At 70.0% G+C, this 15693-nt stretch carries 19 protein-coding genes; 9 read left to right on the forward strand and 10 right to left on the reverse strand.

The window, feature by feature from the left end:
- Positions 1-34 precede the first annotated feature (34 nt).
- The gene (locus BP05_RS13195; RefSeq protein WP_496364196.1) at positions 35-298 is read right to left on the reverse strand and encodes a DUF2798 domain-containing protein; all 264 of its coding nucleotides are present in this window, start codon (positions 296-298) and stop codon (positions 35-37) included.
- A gap of 279 nt (positions 299-577) precedes the next feature.
- On the opposite strand from BP05_RS13195, the gene BP05_RS13200 reads away from it, so the two are divergent.
- Positions 578-889, forward strand: a complete 312-nt coding sequence (locus tag BP05_RS13200; RefSeq protein WP_496364198.1) for an RcnB family protein — start codon at positions 578-580, stop codon at positions 887-889.
- 55 nt (positions 890-944) lie between these two features.
- Positions 945-1295: an RcnB family protein gene (locus BP05_RS13205; RefSeq protein ID WP_496364200.1), complete on the forward strand. Its 351-nt coding sequence runs from the start codon at positions 945-947 to the stop codon at positions 1293-1295.
- A 70-nt stretch (positions 1296-1365) separates the two neighbouring features.
- Here the strand turns inward: BP05_RS13205 and BP05_RS13210 are convergent, their stop codons facing one another.
- Positions 1366-1806, reverse strand: coding sequence for a PepSY domain-containing protein (locus BP05_RS13210; protein ID WP_496364202.1), 441 nt, complete (start codon positions 1804-1806; stop codon positions 1366-1368).
- Between the two features lie 226 nt (positions 1807-2032).
- On the opposite strand from BP05_RS13210, the gene BP05_RS13215 reads away from it, so the two are divergent.
- Positions 2033-2578 (forward strand): hypothetical protein, encoded by a 546-nt coding sequence (locus BP05_RS13215; protein WP_496364204.1) that lies wholly within the window; start codon positions 2033-2035, stop codon positions 2576-2578.
- Positions 2579-2623: 45 nt separating this feature from the next.
- Here BP05_RS13215 and BP05_RS13220 read toward each other — a convergent pair whose 3' ends face one another.
- On the reverse strand, positions 2624-3130 hold the full coding sequence (locus BP05_RS13220) for a DUF1993 domain-containing protein (protein WP_496364206.1): 507 nt from the start codon (positions 3128-3130) through the stop codon (positions 2624-2626).
- 200 nt (positions 3131-3330) lie between these two features.
- On the opposite strand from BP05_RS13220, the gene BP05_RS13225 reads away from it, so the two are divergent.
- A complete protein-coding gene (locus tag BP05_RS13225; RefSeq protein ID WP_496364208.1) occupies positions 3331-3531 on the forward strand; it encodes a hypothetical protein in 201 nt (66 codons plus the stop codon).
- 346 nt (positions 3532-3877) lie between these two features.
- On the opposite strand, the gene BP05_RS13230 is transcribed toward BP05_RS13225, so the two are convergent.
- Positions 3878-4402: an EF-hand domain-containing protein gene (locus tag BP05_RS13230; protein WP_496364210.1), complete on the reverse strand. Its 525-nt coding sequence runs from the start codon at positions 4400-4402 to the stop codon at positions 3878-3880.
- Between the two features lie 217 nt (positions 4403-4619).
- On the opposite strand from BP05_RS13230, the gene BP05_RS13235 reads away from it, so the two are divergent.
- Positions 4620-5201: a DUF3016 domain-containing protein gene (locus BP05_RS13235; protein WP_496364212.1), complete on the forward strand. Its 582-nt coding sequence runs from the start codon at positions 4620-4622 to the stop codon at positions 5199-5201.
- Positions 5202-5266: 65 nt separating this feature from the next.
- On the opposite strand, the gene BP05_RS13240 is transcribed toward BP05_RS13235, so the two are convergent.
- Both BP05_RS13240 and BP05_RS13245 read right to left on the reverse strand, forming a co-directional pair.
- The gene (locus tag BP05_RS13240) at positions 5267-6532 is read right to left on the reverse strand and encodes an aminopeptidase (RefSeq protein ID WP_496364214.1); all 1266 of its coding nucleotides are present in this window, start codon (positions 6530-6532) and stop codon (positions 5267-5269) included.
- Between the two features lie 220 nt (positions 6533-6752).
- Entirely contained in the window at positions 6753-8456 is a 1704-nt protein-coding gene (locus tag BP05_RS13245) for a M28 family metallopeptidase (RefSeq protein WP_496364216.1), read from the reverse strand.
- A 391-nt stretch (positions 8457-8847) separates the two neighbouring features.
- Here BP05_RS13245 and BP05_RS13250 point away from each other — a divergent pair, with 391 nt between their 5' ends.
- Entirely contained in the window at positions 8848-9117 is a 270-nt protein-coding gene (locus tag BP05_RS13250) for a hypothetical protein (protein ID WP_496364218.1), read from the forward strand.
- A gap of 32 nt (positions 9118-9149) precedes the next feature.
- Here the strand turns inward: BP05_RS13250 and BP05_RS13255 are convergent, their stop codons facing one another.
- The 3 genes from BP05_RS13255 to ltaE all read right to left on the reverse strand — a co-directional run bounded on the left by BP05_RS13255 (position 9150) and on the right by ltaE (position 11590).
- On the reverse strand, positions 9150-9812 hold the full coding sequence (locus BP05_RS13255) for a helix-turn-helix transcriptional regulator (protein ID WP_496364220.1): 663 nt from the start codon (positions 9810-9812) through the stop codon (positions 9150-9152).
- A 6-nt stretch (positions 9813-9818) separates the two neighbouring features.
- A complete protein-coding gene (locus BP05_RS13260) occupies positions 9819-10457 on the reverse strand; it encodes a hypothetical protein (RefSeq protein ID WP_496364222.1) in 639 nt (212 codons plus the stop codon).
- Positions 10458-10567: 110 nt separating this feature from the next.
- Positions 10568-11590, reverse strand: coding sequence for a low-specificity L-threonine aldolase (gene ltaE / locus BP05_RS13265; protein ID WP_496364224.1), 1023 nt, complete (start codon positions 11588-11590; stop codon positions 10568-10570).
- Positions 11591-11695: 105 nt separating this feature from the next.
- Between ltaE and BP05_RS13270 the strand changes: the two genes are divergently transcribed.
- Positions 11696-12235: a DUF6630 family protein gene (locus BP05_RS13270; RefSeq protein ID WP_496364226.1), complete on the forward strand. Its 540-nt coding sequence runs from the start codon at positions 11696-11698 to the stop codon at positions 12233-12235.
- A gap of 49 nt (positions 12236-12284) precedes the next feature.
- On the opposite strand, the gene BP05_RS13275 is transcribed toward BP05_RS13270, so the two are convergent.
- Positions 12285-13685, reverse strand: coding sequence for a M20/M25/M40 family metallo-hydrolase (locus tag BP05_RS13275; RefSeq protein ID WP_496364228.1), 1401 nt, complete (start codon positions 13683-13685; stop codon positions 12285-12287).
- 290 nt (positions 13686-13975) lie between these two features.
- On the opposite strand from BP05_RS13275, the gene BP05_RS13280 reads away from it, so the two are divergent.
- Both BP05_RS13280 and BP05_RS13285 read left to right on the forward strand, forming a co-directional pair.
- On the forward strand, positions 13976-15088 hold the full coding sequence (locus BP05_RS13280) for a hypothetical protein (protein ID WP_496364230.1): 1113 nt from the start codon (positions 13976-13978) through the stop codon (positions 15086-15088).
- A gap of 145 nt (positions 15089-15233) precedes the next feature.
- Positions 15234-15644, forward strand: a complete 411-nt coding sequence (locus tag BP05_RS13285) for a YciI family protein (RefSeq protein WP_496364232.1) — start codon at positions 15234-15236, stop codon at positions 15642-15644.
- Positions 15645-15693 lie beyond the last annotated feature (49 nt).

The following is a 15693-nucleotide window of genomic DNA, read 5'->3' on the forward strand; positions in this document are numbered from 1 at the left end:
TAATCGACGCGCGGGGCGGGACCGTGGGCCACGCTCAGCCCATCTCGCCGAGGCTGCGCGCGGGGATCGCCGGCGCCGTGCGGGTCAGGCGCGCCAGCAGGCCGCGCACCGCGGGCACCGCGACCCACGCCACCGGCAGGGCCACGGCGAAGGCGAGCGCCCAGTTGTGCAGCCAGGCCTGCAGCAGTCCGGGCTGGAGGCCGTGGTGGAGCGTGGTCATGGCCAGGCTGATCGTGGCCGACATCACGGTCACCATCAGCGGGACGAAGGCGAGTTGGGCCTGGCGCGGCGTGAGCATGGCGGACGGGTCCTCGGGGGAGGCGCACAGGCTAGGGCCGCCGCCCCGGCCTGATAAGCCGGGATTCGAGGGAAGAATCGTCCCGGCCACGGGGCAATCGGTGGCGGCGGTCACAGTGCCGGGCCAGCTGCATGAATGCGGGCCAACCCCCGCGCGCGCGGAACGGCGATGCCGGTCAAATTTCGCGAAGTCCGTGGTGAACTTCGCTCCCGCGCGGAGTGCCGGGCTCCTACCATCGGGGCTGCACACACGCACATTCATGCTTACGAGGGGGAATCCATGAAACGCCTGCTACTGGCCGTATCGCTTGCGCTGCTGTCTCTGTCTTCGGTCGCCGTCGCCAAGGGCCACGGCCGCGGTCATGGCGGTGGCGGCCATGGCGACCACCCGCCCGGCAACCACTACGGTTGGCACAAGGGCGAACGGGTCGACGTGGTCTACATGCAGCCGCGCTACTACGTCGAGGACTACCGCGTGTACCACTTGGCGCCGCCGCCGCGCGGCCATCGCTGGATCCGCAGCCCCGACGGCCGCTTCATCCTGGTCGCCGTGGCCACCGGCATCATCGCCGACATCCTGCTGCACCACTGATCGACTAAGCCCGGCGGCGCGATGCCCAGCATCGCGCCGCGGCTGAAGGACCGCCATGAAGCGCCTGATTCTTGCCATGTCCCTCGCCTCGCTGCTGCTCACCGCGGGCGCAGCGCTGGCCGACGACCACCACCATCGCGGCGACCGCCATCATCACGACCATGACGATGATGACGACGACGACGGCTACTACCGCAAGTCCAAGCACTGGAAGCACCGCGACTACCACCGCGGCGAACGCATCGAGGTCGTGTACCTGGAACCGCGCTACTACGTCGAGGACTACGACCGCTACGAACTGCGCGAACCACCCCGCGGCCACCGCTGGGTGCGCACCGAGGACGGCCGTTTCATCCTGGTCGCCGTGGCCACCGGCATCATCGCCGACATCCTGCTGCACCACTGAGCCGCCTTCCGGCAACAAGACGAAGCCCCGCAGATGCGGGGCTTCGTGTTTTCGGGCCGGGCGTCGCTGATCAATCCTTTTCCTTGCCGATCACCTTGCCGTTCTTCGGGTCGATCTTCAGTTCGACGTCCTTGCCCTGCGGATCGTCGGCCTCGGCATTCCAGATGCCGTCCTCGTAATCGACGTCGTGCACGTTGGTGTAGCCGGCCGCGGCGAGCTTGGCGCGCACGTCGGCCTCACTGAGGTTGGCGACCTGTTCGTCGGGATAGATCTCGCCGGTGGTGGGATCGATCCGCACGTCCACGCGATTGCCGTTGGCGCTGCGCGCATCGGCCTTCCACACGCCGTCGCGGAACTTCACGTCATTGACCTTGGTGTAGCCCTGCGCCTCGAGCCGCGCCTGCACTTCGGCCTTGGTCAGTCCCGGTTGCTGCTGGGCCGCCGCCACGCTGCACAGGCAGGCCAATGCGGCACCGAGCAGCATCGGGCTGCGCTTGCGAGTCACCTTCATCCGTTACTCCTGCGGTGGGGGAGCGTGCAGTCTTGGCAGCGCCGCGCGAATCACCGGTGAACCCCAGCGGCCGCGGCTCATCGATGGTTGGGCAATGTGGAGGGCGCGTCTACGCGCGCCGGTTCGCACTCGCGAGGCGCGGGCTCCCCCGTTCGGGGGACGCTGCACGACGGTGCGCGCACGACAATGCGCGGCGAGGGAACCGCCTTTTGCCTGGAGTCCCACCATGTACAGATCGATAGTGGCGCTTGCCGTGCTGGCCGCCACGATGAGCGCAAATGCCTGGGCCGCCGACGCGGCCGCCGACCAGAAGCTGATCAAGAGCGCGATGCAGGCCGCACCTGCCAAGGTCGCCGCCAAGGCCTCCATCGTGGCGATGGGCAAGGACGGCATGCGCACCCTGCGCGACGGCGACAACGGGTTCACCTGCATGCCCGACAACCCGACCACCCCCGGCCCGGATCCGATGTGCATGGATGCCGCCGCGATGGAGTGGGCGCATGCCTGGATGGGCCACAAGGATCCTGCGACCGGCAAGATCGGCTTCATGTACATGCTCGCGGGCGGGACCGACGCCAGCAACACCGATCCCTACGCGGACAAGCCGACGGCGAGCAACCACTGGGTCAAGACCGGACCGCACGTGATGATCGTGGGCGCCGATCCGTCGTTCTACGACATGTACCCGAAGTCCGCCGATCCCGATACGTCGGTGCCCTACGTGATGTGGGCCGGCACGCCGTACCAGCACCTGATGATTCCGGTGAAGTGATCCCGGAGGGCGTCGCCGCGGGCCCGCGGCGACGCCGGATGCCGCTCAGCCTTCGCCGAGGAAGTCGGCCTTGCCGATCGGCACACCCGCCTGGCGCAGCAGGTTGTAGGCGGTGGTGACGTGGAAGAACAGGTTCGGCAGCACATAGGCGAGCAGGTAGGTCTGGCCGTCGAACTTCAGTTCGCCGCGGCGGGTCTTGACCGTGATCGCGCGCGACTCGCTGCCGGCGAACTGCTCGGCGGTGAAGCTCTCCAGGTGCGCGATCGCCGCGGCGATGCGTGCATGCAGCTGCGCGAACGTGGTCTCGTTGTCCTCGACGCTGCGCGGTTCCTGCGCGGCCAGGCGGGTGGCGCCGCGCGTGGCCATGTCGGTCGCGATCTGCACCTGCCGCACCAGCGGCAGCATGTCGAAGATCAGGCGCGACTGCAGCAGGATCTCGGGCTCGGCGCCCTTCTCGCGCGCATGCGCCTCGCCCTTGGCGAGCACCTGGTCGAGGTTGCGCAGCACGCGCACGAACACGGGCACGGAAGCGTCGTACATGGACAGGGACATGGAAACTCCGGAGCTGGGGAAGGCAGGAAGGTTACCCGCTTGCCGGTGGGGCGATTAGCCGCGGATTCCGGGACGACGCATCCCGTGGGCGGGTCACGCGCCGTGACATGGTGCGTTTAGCGCCGGCGTAACGCCGGCATGCGGAGCCGGTAACAGCGCCGTGCCTAGCGTGGCCGTCGCCCCCTTCCGGAGCCGCAAGCATGAGCACCAATCGACACGCCGCCGATCGCGCCAAGGGCGACCACACCAGTCCTCCTCCGGGCCCCGATCGCATGACCGACCAGGACCACGCCCTGCGCGCGGGCCGGCAAGGCACGACGCAGCGCAGGATGGAAGCGCCCGAGGAAGCGCGCACGCGCAAGCAGGGGCGCGACGACGGTCGCAGCGGCAGCAGGCACTGACGCCGGGCGCGGCGATCCATTCGCACGCGCGCGATCCGACCGCGCCTTCGGCGCGGGCGGCACCGGATCGTGCATCGGCGGCTGCAGTGGTTCGGGCACGTCCGGCGGCGGCGCTTCCGGCGGCGCGGGCTCGGGCTCGGGCACCGGCTGCACCGGAATCTCCCGTTGCGGCGGGGCCGGCGCCGGCGTTGGCGATTCGGGTTGCGGCGGGCGCGCGTCCGGCGTTTCCGGCGGCGGCGCAGGCGACTCGGGCGTGGCCGGCACCGGCGGTGTCGTTTGTGCATTCATGCGCAGCGATCGCTCGTCCTGCAGCTGCCCGCCGGTGCCATGGGTCGACGTGGCGCCGTTATGGCGACTTCGGCGGCGTCTTGCCGGTCTTGTCGTGCTTCATCATCGTCGCGTGCCCGGCGGCGAGCTCCTGCCGCGACAGGCTGCCGTTGCCATCGGTGTCCATCTCCGAAAACATCGTCTTGGCCCCGGCGTCGTGCTCGGCGGACGACAGCATGCCGTCACCATCGGTATCCATCTTGGCGATCTTCTCGGCCGAGGACATCTCGCGGTGCATCGCGCCATGGTCCATCGCCGCGTCGTTCGAGGTCATCGGTTCCTTCGCCTTGGCGGGCTTCATCATGGCGTGGCGTGCGTCCATTTCCGCCGCGGTGACCTTGCCGTCGCCGTCGGCATCCATCTCGCCGAACATGCTGGTCACGGCCGCGGCGTGCTCGGCCGCCGACACCATGCCGTCGTTGTTGGTGTCCATCGCCTTGAACTTGGCTCCCGGATCCTCCGCGAACGCCGGTGCGCCCAGTGCCAGCGACAACAGCGTTGCCATGCGCCATGCGGGAATGCTTCCGCGCTTCGTATCGTTCATGCCAGGCCTCCCAGGGGCCGCGGGATTGCGGCCGTCAATCGACCGCCGGCCAGTGTGCGAAGGCAGGCGTTAGCTTCGCGGGGCGCGCAGGTTAGTCCGCGTTAACGACTCGCCGATGAACGGGCCTCTCCGGCGCGCCCCGATGCGGGTCCTGCAACTTCAAACCCGTGCGCCGGGAGAGGACAATCAATGGGTCGATCCGCACCGGGAGTCCGCCATGAACGCGAAATCCGCCCTGCCCGCGCTGCTGGCGATCGGGCTGGCATCGGCCGGCACCTTGGCATCGCCCGACGCCGCCGCGCGCATCCGCTTCGTCACCGACGCCGACGCGCCGCGCAGCCTGCCCGAACAGGGCGCGGTCGCGGTGCGCTGGGAAGACCCGGCGAAGTTCAGCGAGATCCGCTACAGCAACAACAGCTGGGAGTCCCGGCGCGGCAACTGGATCGAGACGCTGGCGCAGCATGTGCGCGACTACGCCGCCCCACGCCTGTCCGCCGGCGAACGCCTGGATGTCACCATCGTCGACGTCGACCTCGCCGGTGATTTCGAACCCTGGCGCGGACCGCAGTTCCAGGACACGCGTTTCCTGCGCGACCTGTATCCGCCGCGCATCACCCTGCGCTTCACCCACACCGCGGCCGACGGCACCGTGATCGCCCAGGGCGAACGCCGGCTGGTGGATGCGGGTTACCTCATGGCGTCGGGTCGCTTCGACAGCGAGCCGCTGCGTTACGAGAAGCGGATGCTCGAGCGCTGGCTTGCGCGCGAACTGCCGCAACGGCGCAGCGCGGCGCGCTGACGCAGCCTGCAAGCAACGACAAAGGCGGCCAGCGGCCGCCTTTGTGTTCTTCGCGGCGCGCCGGACTACAGCTTCAGCGCACCGTTCTCGATGATCGGCTTGCCGTCGAGGGTGACGGTGCTGTTGGGCAGGACTAGCACCAGCCCATAGGGCACCGAGTTGTCGCCTCCCGCCCAGACATTGACGCCGGTACCCACCGTCACCGAACCGGCGGGCACCCAGGTCCCGACCTTGCTCGTCGCGGCCAGCTTCACGTTCGGATTGATGCCGACGTCGAAGAAGCCGAGCTGGTCCTTGCGGGCGTCGTCGACCGCGTCGTACTCGGCCTTGAGCCCGGCGTAGCCGGGGCCTTCGCCGGTCATGGCGGTCACCTTGCCGCCGCTGACGGTGAGCGTGAGGTTGTTCACTTCCTTGCCGCGATAGTAGCTGCGCGTGTTGACGATCTTGCCCTCCGCGCTGCCGGCGACCGGGGTGGTGTAGACCTCGCCCGCGGGCAGGTAGGCCGCGGCCGCCGCGGCGCCGCCCTTCATGTCCTCGGCGCTGACCACGCCGTCGCTCACCAGCACCGGCCGCCCCTTGATGCTCATCTTGAGGTCGGTGCCGTTGGGATTGGTGATGTGCACTTCGTTGCCGGCGGCGATGGCGGCCTTCACCTGCGCGCCGCGCGCCTGCAGTTCGCTGTAGTCGAGGTTGACGCCGTTCCAGAACGTGCGCGCCAGCTCGTCCTGCGCCAGGCCGTAGCGCTCGGCGCGCCACGAGGTCGGATACAGGTTGTTGCCGATCTCGACGTTGCGCACCTTGCGCAGGAATTTCTGCATCACCGCTTCGCCGGCCTTGCCGCGCGCGGCCATGCGCTTGGGGTCGGCGCCCTCGAACAGGTTCTCGGTGCCGTTGTTGCCCACCGAGATCACCACGTCGACCATGTCCGCGAGCTTGCTGCCCAGCGTGTTGGCCTGGGTGTCGTACTTCTCGGGCACGTCGAAGAACAGGCGCTTGTCGAGGCGGTCGCTGCCGTATTCGACGAGCGGGAAGCCGCCGACCTTGCGCACGTTGACGGCGATGTCCTCGAGCAGTTCGGCATCCTCCATCCGTCCGTTGATCAGCACGACCTCGCCTTCCTTGACCGCGGCGCTCTGGGTGACGACGCGCTGCGCGAGCTGCTCCAGGTCGGTGTACGCGGCCTTCGCCGCGGGGGCGGGCGGCGCGCTCGCGGCGGGCGCGGTGGCGGTGGTGCCTGGCGCCGCGGCTTCCGGCGCGGTGGCGCGTTGGCAGGACGCGAGCGCGGCGAGGACCGCCACGGCCAGTGCCGTCGTCAGCAATCGAGTTTTCATGGTGCGCTTCCGGGAGCCCGTGCGGGCGGAGCAACCCGAGGAACGCGGCGTTGCCGCGACAACGGCCACGCTTGCCCGCAGCGGGAATTGCGGCGCAGCCGCTGCCTTCCATGCAATCAAGGCGCTGGCGCATCCGCCTCACCCGATCAGGTGGCGACCTCGCGCGCACAAAAAAGCCCCGCCGGGTGGGCGGGGCTTCGTTCGCAAGCTCGTTCGCGCCTTACTTGCGCTGCCCGGCGCTCGCGTCGCGCGCGGCGCGGAACTCGGAATCCTGCGCCCAGTTCGGCCACGCCTTCGAGTTGGCCAGGTCACTGCCGAGCGTGTAGAGGATCTGCAGGTCGCGCACCATGCCGGTGAACGGCCAGCTCGCTTCCCACTCGTCCGCCGGCTGGTGGTAGCGGTCGCGGGTGTACATCTCGCTCCACGCCTTGGCCGCGGCGACGCCGCCGTCGACGCGGTCGTCGCCCGAGCCGAACGAGACCGCCGGCACGCCACGCTTGGCGAACGGGAAGTGGTCGGAGCGGAAGAAGTGGCCGGCTTCCGGCTTCGGATCCGGCGAGTAGCCCACGTTCCACTTCTTCGCGGTGGCGACCAGCTGGTCGAGCAGTTCCAGCTTGGCGCTGCCGGAGATGTTGAAGTCGCGCGCCGGTCCGTGCGGATCGAGCGCGTCCATGTTGATCACGCCCACGGTCTTGCCCAGCGGGTACAGCGGCTTGGACGAGTAGTACTCCGAGCCCAGCAGGCCCTTTTCCTCGGCGGTGACGTTGAGGAACACCAGCGAACGCTCGGGCTTCCTCGAAGCGTGGGCGAAGGCGCGACCCAGTTCGATCAGCGCCGCGGTGCCGGTGGCGTTGTCGACCGCGCCGTTGTAGATCTCGTCGCCCTTGGCATCGGGCTGGCCGACGCCCAGGTGGTCCCAGTGCGCGCTGTACATCACGTACTCGTCGGGACGCTTGCTGCCTTCGAGCAGGCCGACGATGTTCTGCGAGGTGATGACCTTGGAGTCGACGTCATAGTCGGCGCTGAAGCTCGCGCCCTTGAGCTCGACCGGCTTGAAGTCGCGCGTCTGCGCCTGCTTCTTCAGCGCGTCGAAATCGAGGCCGGCCTGCTTGAACAGGTCCACCGCGAAGTCGCGCTGGATCCAGCCTTCCAGCGGTGCGTGCACCGCCTTGGGGTCGTCGCGCACCACGTCGAACATGGTGTTGGTGTTGGAGTTCTTCACCGTCGCCCAGCCGTAGGAGGCCGGATCGGTCTCGTGCACGATCAGCAGGCCGGCGGCGCCCTGGCGCGCGGCTTCCTCGTACTTGTAGGTCCAGCGGCCGTAATAGGTCATGGCCTTGCCGCCGAAATCGCCCTGGCCGGTCTCGAAGTCCGGGTCGTTGATCAGGACGACGAGGATCTTGCCCTTGACGTCCACGCCCTTGAAGTCGTCCCAGTTGCGCTCGGGCGCCTTCACGCCATAACCGGCGAACACCAGCGGCGCGTCCTTGATGGTGACGTGCTTGTCGCCGTTGAGCGCGGCGCGCACGGCGATCTGCTCGCCCTGGGTCAACGCCTGCGCCTTGCCGCCCTCGCGCATCGACAGCGTCGGCGTGCCGGTGATCTCGGCGCGCAGCAGCGGCACCGCCTGGGTCCACAGGCGCTTGCCGTCCTTGAGGTCGCCGCCCGGGTGCAGGCCGGCAGCCTGCATCTGCGCGGTGACGTATTCGATGGTCTTGGTCTCGCCGGCGGTGGCGGGGCCGCGGCCCTCGAACGCGTCGGAGGCGAGCACCTTCACTTCCTCGGACAGGCGCTTGGGATCGAACGACGGCGCCTTGGGATTGGCGGCCAGGGCGGGCTGCAGCGCGAATGCCACGGCAAGGGACAGCAGGGAGGCGGCAAGCGCGCTACGTGCGGGCGCGCTCCGGGCGAATGTGTTCTTCATGCGGCACCTGGAAGGAAAAGGCGGACAGCGGCGGCCGATGGTAGCAGCGGCACGGCCGGGTCGACGCGATGACTCTTGGCCTAGCCCGACAGCCGATTCGGCATGGTTTTTCGTGTCGGTCGTCACGATGCGTAGACATGCAGGCTCACGCGGCCGCCACGTTGCTGAGCCACGCGCAACCGGATGCGCCTCGTCTTCGCGTTTTACTCGATAGCGACGCGGGATTCACGGCGCGCCGCATGCATGCAGGCCTAGCCTGCACACACCCGCCAAGGCGAGGGCGCCCACGGAGCAGCCCATGCAACGAGCCAAACCACTGCTAGCGATCGCGTTGTGCGCGGCCCCCCTCGTGGCGGCGGCACAAGTGCATGTATCGAAATCCGCGTCCCCGGTGGCAAGCGCAGCCGCTCCCTCGCCGGTCACGACCGACCGCGCGGCGCGCGGCAGCCGCAGCCTGATGGGCATGGTCATGGCGGCGCTGATCGATTCGGCGGAACAGTCCGCACGGCATCGCACGGCGCATGCACCGCAGGCGCTTCCAGCCGACGCCGATAGCGGGGCTTCGCCCGCACAGCCGCGCCCCGACACCGATCCTGCGCGCGCCACGGCGCCGGCGATCGAGGAACAGGTCGCGGTGCAGGGGCAACCCGGCGACGCCTGAACCCCGCGGCGGCTAATCCTGCGGGCGGTGCGCTAATCCGGCGCGCCGTTGGCGCCGTTTCCCGCGCCTTCGCCGATGCGGAAGCGGCAGACGTGGCCGCCGCGCACGATGCACTCCATGTGGTGGATGCGGTGCCCTGAGGCGGCCTCCATGAAGGCGAGGTCGAAGCGGCACACATCCGGGTGTTCCCGCGCGAGCGCATGGAATACGCAGTTGTACGCCTCCACCTGCGCCTCGCCACCGCGCTGCGTGGCAAGGGCCTCGTAACCCAGCGCGTCCATCCGTTCCGCCAGCGCGGCCGCCACCGCTTCGCGCGGGGCGGTCGCGTCCGTGCCGGGCTCGGCCTGGCCCATCTCGCGGCCGAGGCGCACCAGCAGCTCGCGCGCCGCGGCTTCGCCGAGTTGCGCGATCACGCCGGCCATCAGCGCGCCGGCGATCTGGCCGTAGTTGCGCGGGAACAGCGCATGGCCCTGCGCGGTGAGGCGGTAACGCGCCTGCGGCCGGCCGCCGCTGGCCAGCGGTGCGGCACGCTCGACCCAACCCTTGCCGGCCAGTGCGTTGAGGTGCTGGCGCACCGCGTTGTGGCTGATGCGCAGGCGTTCGCACAGCGCCTCCACGCCGACGCCGTCGGGTTGCTGCAGCAGGTGCCGCAGCAACGCCTGTTGGGTCGCACCGAGGTGGCGCAGTTCGGCCATGCGCGCTCAGGCCGCCTTCTGCGGGAACTGCCTGGCCAGCGCCGCCGCCATCGCATCGGCGATGGTGTCCATGTGCTGCTGCATCGCGGCCCAGGTCTTCGCTTCGGCCTGGCGGTCGCCGCGCATCACCGCGCCGATCTGCGCGGCGTGGTGCGCGCCGTGCGCGAGCAGCAGGCCGCGCACCGTGTCCTGCGGCAGGTACGGGTTGGCGCCGGCCAGGAACACCGCGATCTCGCCGGCGTTCTGCGTCAGCGTGGTCATCGCGGCATTCGCCGCGGCGCGGTCGCCGCTGCGCTCGGCATCGGTCATCGCCTTCACCGCGCCCCAATGGCCGGCGAGCAGCGCGAGCATGCGGTCGCCGGCGGGCTTGCCGTAGAAGCCGCCGACCGCGCCGGCCAGTTGCTTGGCGTTGGCGACCACGGCGTCGGCCGCCGCCTTGCTGCGCTGTCCGTCCCCGGCCTTCACCGCGAGCGCGTACTCGCGGGTGTTGGCGACGTGGCCATGCCACAGCGCGCGCAGGGTGGCCTGCAGCTTGGGGGCCGGCACCGCCGCCGTGGTGGCGGCGTTGGCGCGGGGGCCTTCGTGGGCCTGCGCCGCCGGCTCCAGCAGGAGGCCGGAGATCAGCAGGAAGGTCAGGTACTTCATGGCGGTGCTCCTGGTCATCGCAGATCGCGACAGGGGCATTTCGGGCACCGATCCTACGCTGCCTCAAGCTACCTATGTGTAAAGCCTGGGCGGCGCGGGCGCTGCAGGCCTCAGCCGGGCCCGCCTGCGCCGGCCCGCAGGACGCCGACCGCGCGCGCGATGGCCGCATCGTCGATGTCGAGGTGGGTCACCAGGCGCACGCGCGGGGTGTAGCCGATCGACAGGCGGACACCCGACGCCTCGGCGTGCTGCTTGAGCGCCGCCAGCCGCTCCGCGGCGACATCGAGGAACACCATGTTGGTGTGCTGGCCGAGCACGCGCAGCCCGGGGGCGTCCTGCAGTCCGGCGGCCAGTTCGGCCGCGCGGCGATGGTCGTCGGCGAGGCGGGCGACGTGGTGGTCGAGAGCGTGCAGGCAGGCCGCCGCGAGCAGCCCGGCCTGGCGCATGCCGCCGCCGGCGACCTTGCGCCAGCGCCGCGCCTCGTCGATCAGGGCGCGCGTGCCCAGCAGCACCGAGCCCACCGGCGCGCCCAGTCCCTTCGACAGGCACACCGACACGCTGTCGAAGTGCCGGGCGATCTCGCGCGGCGCCACGCCGTCGGCGACCGCGGCGTTGTACAAGCGCGCGCCATCGAGGTGCAGCGCGATCCCGTGCCGGTCGCACAGCGCGCGCGCATTGCGCAGGTAGGCGTGCGGCAGCGCGCGGCCGTGCCAGGTGTTCTCCAGGCACAGCAGGCGCGTGCGCGCGAAATGCGGGTCGCGCGGCTTGATCGCCTGCTCGACGACGTCCAGCGGCAGGGTGCCGTCGTCCGCCTGCACGATCGGCTGCGGCTGGATCGAGCCGAACACCGCGGCGCCGCCGCCTTCGTACTTGTAGGTGTGCGCGTCCATGCCCACCACGTATTCGTCGCCACGCTGGCAATGCGACAGCAACGCGACCAGGTTGGCCTGGGTGCCGCTGGGCGCGAACAGGCCGGCCTCGAATCCCAGCTCGTCGGCCAGGCGCTGCTGCAGCGCGTTGACGGTCGGGTCCTCGCCGTACACGTCGTCGCCGACCTCGGCGCGCGCCATCGCCTCGCGCATTGCCGCGGTGGGACGGGTGACGGTGTCGCTGCGCAGGTCGATCCAGTTCATGCAGGGCTTCCGATGGGAGCCGGGAGCATACCGGCTCGACCCGCGCTGCCGCGCTTCGCCGCGTGCCGGAAAGGCCTATCCTGTGGCGGCCTGGAGGGCACGCCCATGAGCAGCCATCGCGACTACGACCCGGACGACAACTTCGCCCGCGCCTTCAACCCCGAAGCCGACATCGACGAGGACGCCGCGATCGAGGCGCTGGCGTGGCAGCTGCTGCTGCTGATCAACCCCGGCGACGAGGATGCGGCGATGCAGCAGTTCGCCGCCTGCCGCGATGCCCTCGACGAGGGCACCGAACCGGCGGAGGCGCTGCGCGACGTGATCGACTGGAAGTCCGGCTTCTTCGTCGAGAACGAGGACCCCGCCGGGCTGATCGAGGTGCTGGACGAGCTCGCCTCGCGCTTCAACCTGCGCATCGACTGGGGCGTGGAGGATCCGGCGGACGAGGATTTCCTCGCCGACGCGGAGGTGCCGGTGCTGATCGGCACCGCCTTCGACCGCCTGCGCGAACACCACTACACGCTGTGGACCTACGAGGCCGGCGGCGAACACCAGGCCGGCTTCATCACCCACCAGCGCGACGACGAAGCCGTGCCGGTGGTGGCCACCGCGCTGGGCCTGCACGTAAGGCCCGGCGCCGGGTGAGCGCAGGGTGGGCATGGCGCCCACCGATCGTTCGCCCACCCTGCGCCCGTCAGCCCGCGAGCTTCGTCAGCATCCGCACCCAATGGTCGACGTCGTCGCCGAGCGCCTTCACCGGCAGGCGCTCGTCGCGGCCATGCGCGCGCATGTCGTCCGGCACGACGCCCCAGGAGCCGTCGACGCCGTACACCGGGATGCCGTTCTCGCGGAACGGCCGCGCATCGCTGGCGCCGGTGCTCATCTCGGGGATCACCGGCGTCTTCGGGAACATCGTGCGCACGCTCGCGATGTACGCCTGCAGCACGTCCGGGCGCAGCGGCGAATCCAGCGAGGTCTTGTAGTCGTCCAGGCGCGTGACCTCGACCTTGGCGCCGGCGATCTTCTGCAGTTCCTCGCGGATCGCATCGGGCGACACGCCCGGCAGGATGCGGCAATTGACCGTGGCCTTCGCCATCTGCGGCAACGCGTTGGGCGCGTGGCCGCCGGTGAGCATGGTCGCCACGCAGCGGGTGCGGGTGAGTCCGACTTCGCCGGCATCGGCTTCGATCGCATCGGCGGCGGCGCCGTCGCCCGGGTTCTTCAACCAGGCGCGCATGGCATCGCCGAGCGCACCGGATTCGCTCTTCTGGCGTTCGCCGAAGTACGCGCGCGTGGTGGCGTTGAGGCTGGGTTCGAAGCGGTACTCGCCCAGGCGGTTGAGCGCGGCGGACAATTCGTAGATCGCGTTGTCCGGGCGCGGCTTGGAGCTGTGGCCGCCGGCGTTGTGCGTGGTGAAGGCGAAGTCGGCGTAGGTCTTCTCCGCGGTCTGGAAGGTGAAGCCGATCGGCCGCCCGTCCTTGCCGAAGCCGCCCCCGCCGCCGTCGGCATTGAGGCCGTATTCGGCATCCAGCAGCGAGCGCCACTGGGTCGCGCCCAGGTGCGCGCCGCGGCCGGTGGTTTCCTCGTCGCCGGTGAACAGCACCACGATGTCGCGCTTGGGCTTGAAGCCCTTGGCCTTGAGCTGGAGCAGCGCGGTGGTCACCGCGACCACGCCCATCTTGTCGTCGCTGGTGCCGCGCCCGTAGAAGTAGCCGTCCTTCTCCACCAGCTTGAACGGATCCAGCGACCAGTCCTCGGCCCGCGCCTCGACGACGTCCATGTGCGCCATCAGCAGGATGGGCTTGGCGCTGGCCTTGCCGGCGGCCGGCCAGCGCACGATCAGCGCCGCGGTCTTGTTCTCCGGCGTGGCGTCGTACGGCATCACGTGGATGTCGCCTTCGGCCCAACCCGCCGCCTTGTACTGCGCGGCGAGGTACTGCGCGAGTTCGGGCACCTTGCCGCGACCGGCGACGGTCGGGATGGCGATGGAGTGCTCCAGCAGATCGCGCGCCCTGGCATGCCAGGGATTGGCATCGGCGGCGATGGCGACGGGGGCACTGGCGACAAGTGCGGCGGCCAGAATCACATTGCGCATTCGGGACCTCTCGGGTTGGCGCGACGGATCGCGCGGGGAGCCATGGCCGATCGCGGACGCAATGGCGGCAGCCTTGGAGTATTCCGCCCGCGCCGCGCCACCCACGTGTGCCACTAGTCCCGTACCGCCGCGCCGGCGCGCTCGCCGCATTCAAATCTGGGACGCGCGTCGCGTCCCGGAAATGTTGTAGGGTACGCCCGGGGGCAACACCAACAACACATGCGCGGCCGCGGCATCCGGCAACCGGGTCGCTGCGGGCGCGTGCATTCAACTCAAATGGGGAACTCGCGATGAAGCTGAAACTGCTTGGGCTTTCGATTGCAACGACGTGCGCACTGACCAGCGGCCTGGCGAATGCGGAACGGATTTCGGGTACCAGCGGCTCCGCCAGGACCGCGCGCGCAACGTCGTCGCTGTCGCCGGCCCAACGCGGCGCCATGGCCCAGCAGTTCGTCATGAAGTGGGGTTCTTACGCGCAACGCATGTACGGCGTCGACGTGCGCACCTGGGCGAAGCGCATGGTGCCGAGCTTCGTCGCTTCCGATGCGCAGAACTTCCGCCAGGCGCTGCAGCGCACTACGTTCGAAGGCGCGCTCGCGACCCTCGACGGCGCCGGCCACAAGCTGTCCGACAGCCGCGTCATCGACGCGCTGGCGCGCGGCTCGATGGCTACCGCCAGCGCGAACGTCGCGCCGGCCTCGCTGGGCGAGCTCACCCGCGACCTGGTCTACACGCAGCTGGCGCCGTGCCGCCTGGTCGACACGCGCCTCGCCGGCGGCGCCATCGCCGCGGGTACTTCGCGCGGCTTCGCCGGCTGGACCGCGCCCAGCGGCAACTTCACCGCGCAGGGCGGCGCGGCCACCGACTGCGGCCTGGGCGGCGAGAGCCCGGAAGTCCTAGTCGTGACGGTGACCGCCGTGGCCCCGCCGCAGACCGGCTACGCCACGCTGTATCCCGCCAACCTGTCCTCGCCGCCGCTGGCCGCCACCCTGATCTACCAGGCCAACCAGGTCACCAGCACGGGCGCGTCGATCACCCTGGCCAGCTACGGCGGCGCCGACTTCAAGCTGTTCAGCGAGCGCAACGCGCAGTACGTCGTCGACGTCGTCGGCTACTTCGATGCGCCGCACGCGACCGCGGTGCAGTGCACGGAAACGTTCGTCTCCGAGAACGTGGCCGGCAACGACCTGTTCGACATCGCGATCCCGTCCTGCCCGACCGGCTACACCATCACCGGCGCCGGTTGCCGCACCCCGGGCTTCAAGCAGGCCGACTGGGCGATCAACGGCCTGTTCCGCGCCGGTGCCGGCGACATGCAGGGTTACTGCTCGGGTTCGAACCTGACCAGCGGCACCATCGTCGTCGAGGGCACCGCGCAGTGCTGCCGCGTCCCCGGCCGCTGAACCGCCACCGCGCCTGAAAGGAGCCGGCCATGGGCCGGCTCTTTTTTTGCCTCGATCACGCAGGTGCACGCGCCATCCCCGGCGGCTGCCGCGACGACGCCCGGCGCGCGAGAATGACGTCCCGACCCGTGAGCGAAGGACGCCCATGCAGTACCTGATGCTGGTCTACACCGACACCGCCCTGCAGGACGCGATTCCCGCAGCCGAGTACGACACCCTGATGCGCGGCTGCCTGGAGCACGCCGACGAGCTGCGCGCCGCGGGCAAGCTGGTCGGATCACGCCAGCTGGAGCCGGCCGCCACCGCGCGCACGATCCGCAGCCGCAATGGCGGCACGACGGTGGTCGATGGGCCGTTCGCCGAAACCAAGGAACTCCTGGCCGGCTTCAACATCATCGAGGCGGACAGCTTGGAGGAAGCCGTGCGCATCGCCTCGGAGTTCCCGTGGTCGCGCACCGGCAGCATCGAAGTGCGGCCGATCCGCGACATGGATGCGGTGCGCCGGCGCGTCGGCGCGGACAAGCCGCGGCACGCCGTCGGCAGCGAAGCGCTCTAGCGCCGGCGTGGCGCCGATGCCTGCGCACGGGCTTGCGCGTCGGGCGGAC

Source organism: Lysobacter oryzae DSM 21044 (assembly GCF_059568595.1).

Coding starts and splice junctions, on each gene's coding strand:
- ltaE (WP_496364224.1), bottom strand. CDS start 11,590: ATGAACTGGATCGACCTGCGCAGCGACACCGTCACCCGTCCCACCGCG.
- BP05_RS13235 (WP_496364212.1), top strand. CDS start 4,620: ATGAACGCGAAATCCGCCCTGCCCGCGCTGCTGGCGATCGGGCTGGCA.
- BP05_RS13285 (WP_496364232.1), top strand. CDS start 15,234: ATGCAGTACCTGATGCTGGTCTACACCGACACCGCCCTGCAGGACGCG.
- BP05_RS13230 (WP_496364210.1), bottom strand. CDS start 4,402: ATGAACGATACGAAGCGCGGAAGCATTCCCGCATGGCGCATGGCAACG.
- BP05_RS13200 (WP_496364198.1), top strand. CDS start 578: ATGAAACGCCTGCTACTGGCCGTATCGCTTGCGCTGCTGTCTCTGTCT.
- BP05_RS13245 (WP_496364216.1), bottom strand. CDS start 8,456: ATGAAGAACACATTCGCCCGGAGCGCGCCCGCACGTAGCGCGCTTGCC.
- BP05_RS13275 (WP_496364228.1), bottom strand. CDS start 13,685: ATGCGCAATGTGATTCTGGCCGCCGCACTTGTCGCCAGTGCCCCCGTC.
- BP05_RS13210 (WP_496364202.1), bottom strand. CDS start 1,806: ATGAAGGTGACTCGCAAGCGCAGCCCGATGCTGCTCGGTGCCGCATTG.
- BP05_RS13225 (WP_496364208.1), top strand. CDS start 3,331: ATGAGCACCAATCGACACGCCGCCGATCGCGCCAAGGGCGACCACACC.
- BP05_RS13255 (WP_496364220.1), bottom strand. CDS start 9,812: ATGGCCGAACTGCGCCACCTCGGTGCGACCCAACAGGCGTTGCTGCGG.
- BP05_RS13215 (WP_496364204.1), top strand. CDS start 2,033: ATGTACAGATCGATAGTGGCGCTTGCCGTGCTGGCCGCCACGATGAGC.
- BP05_RS13270 (WP_496364226.1), top strand. CDS start 11,696: ATGAGCAGCCATCGCGACTACGACCCGGACGACAACTTCGCCCGCGCC.
- BP05_RS13220 (WP_496364206.1), bottom strand. CDS start 3,130: ATGTCCCTGTCCATGTACGACGCTTCCGTGCCCGTGTTCGTGCGCGTG.
- BP05_RS13260 (WP_496364222.1), bottom strand. CDS start 10,457: ATGAAGTACCTGACCTTCCTGCTGATCTCCGGCCTCCTGCTGGAGCCG.
- BP05_RS13240 (WP_496364214.1), bottom strand. CDS start 6,532: ATGAAAACTCGATTGCTGACGACGGCACTGGCCGTGGCGGTCCTCGCC.
- BP05_RS13205 (WP_496364200.1), top strand. CDS start 945: ATGAAGCGCCTGATTCTTGCCATGTCCCTCGCCTCGCTGCTGCTCACC.
- BP05_RS13195 (WP_496364196.1), bottom strand. CDS start 298: ATGCTCACGCCGCGCCAGGCCCAACTCGCCTTCGTCCCGCTGATGGTG.
- BP05_RS13280 (WP_496364230.1), top strand. CDS start 13,976: ATGAAGCTGAAACTGCTTGGGCTTTCGATTGCAACGACGTGCGCACTG.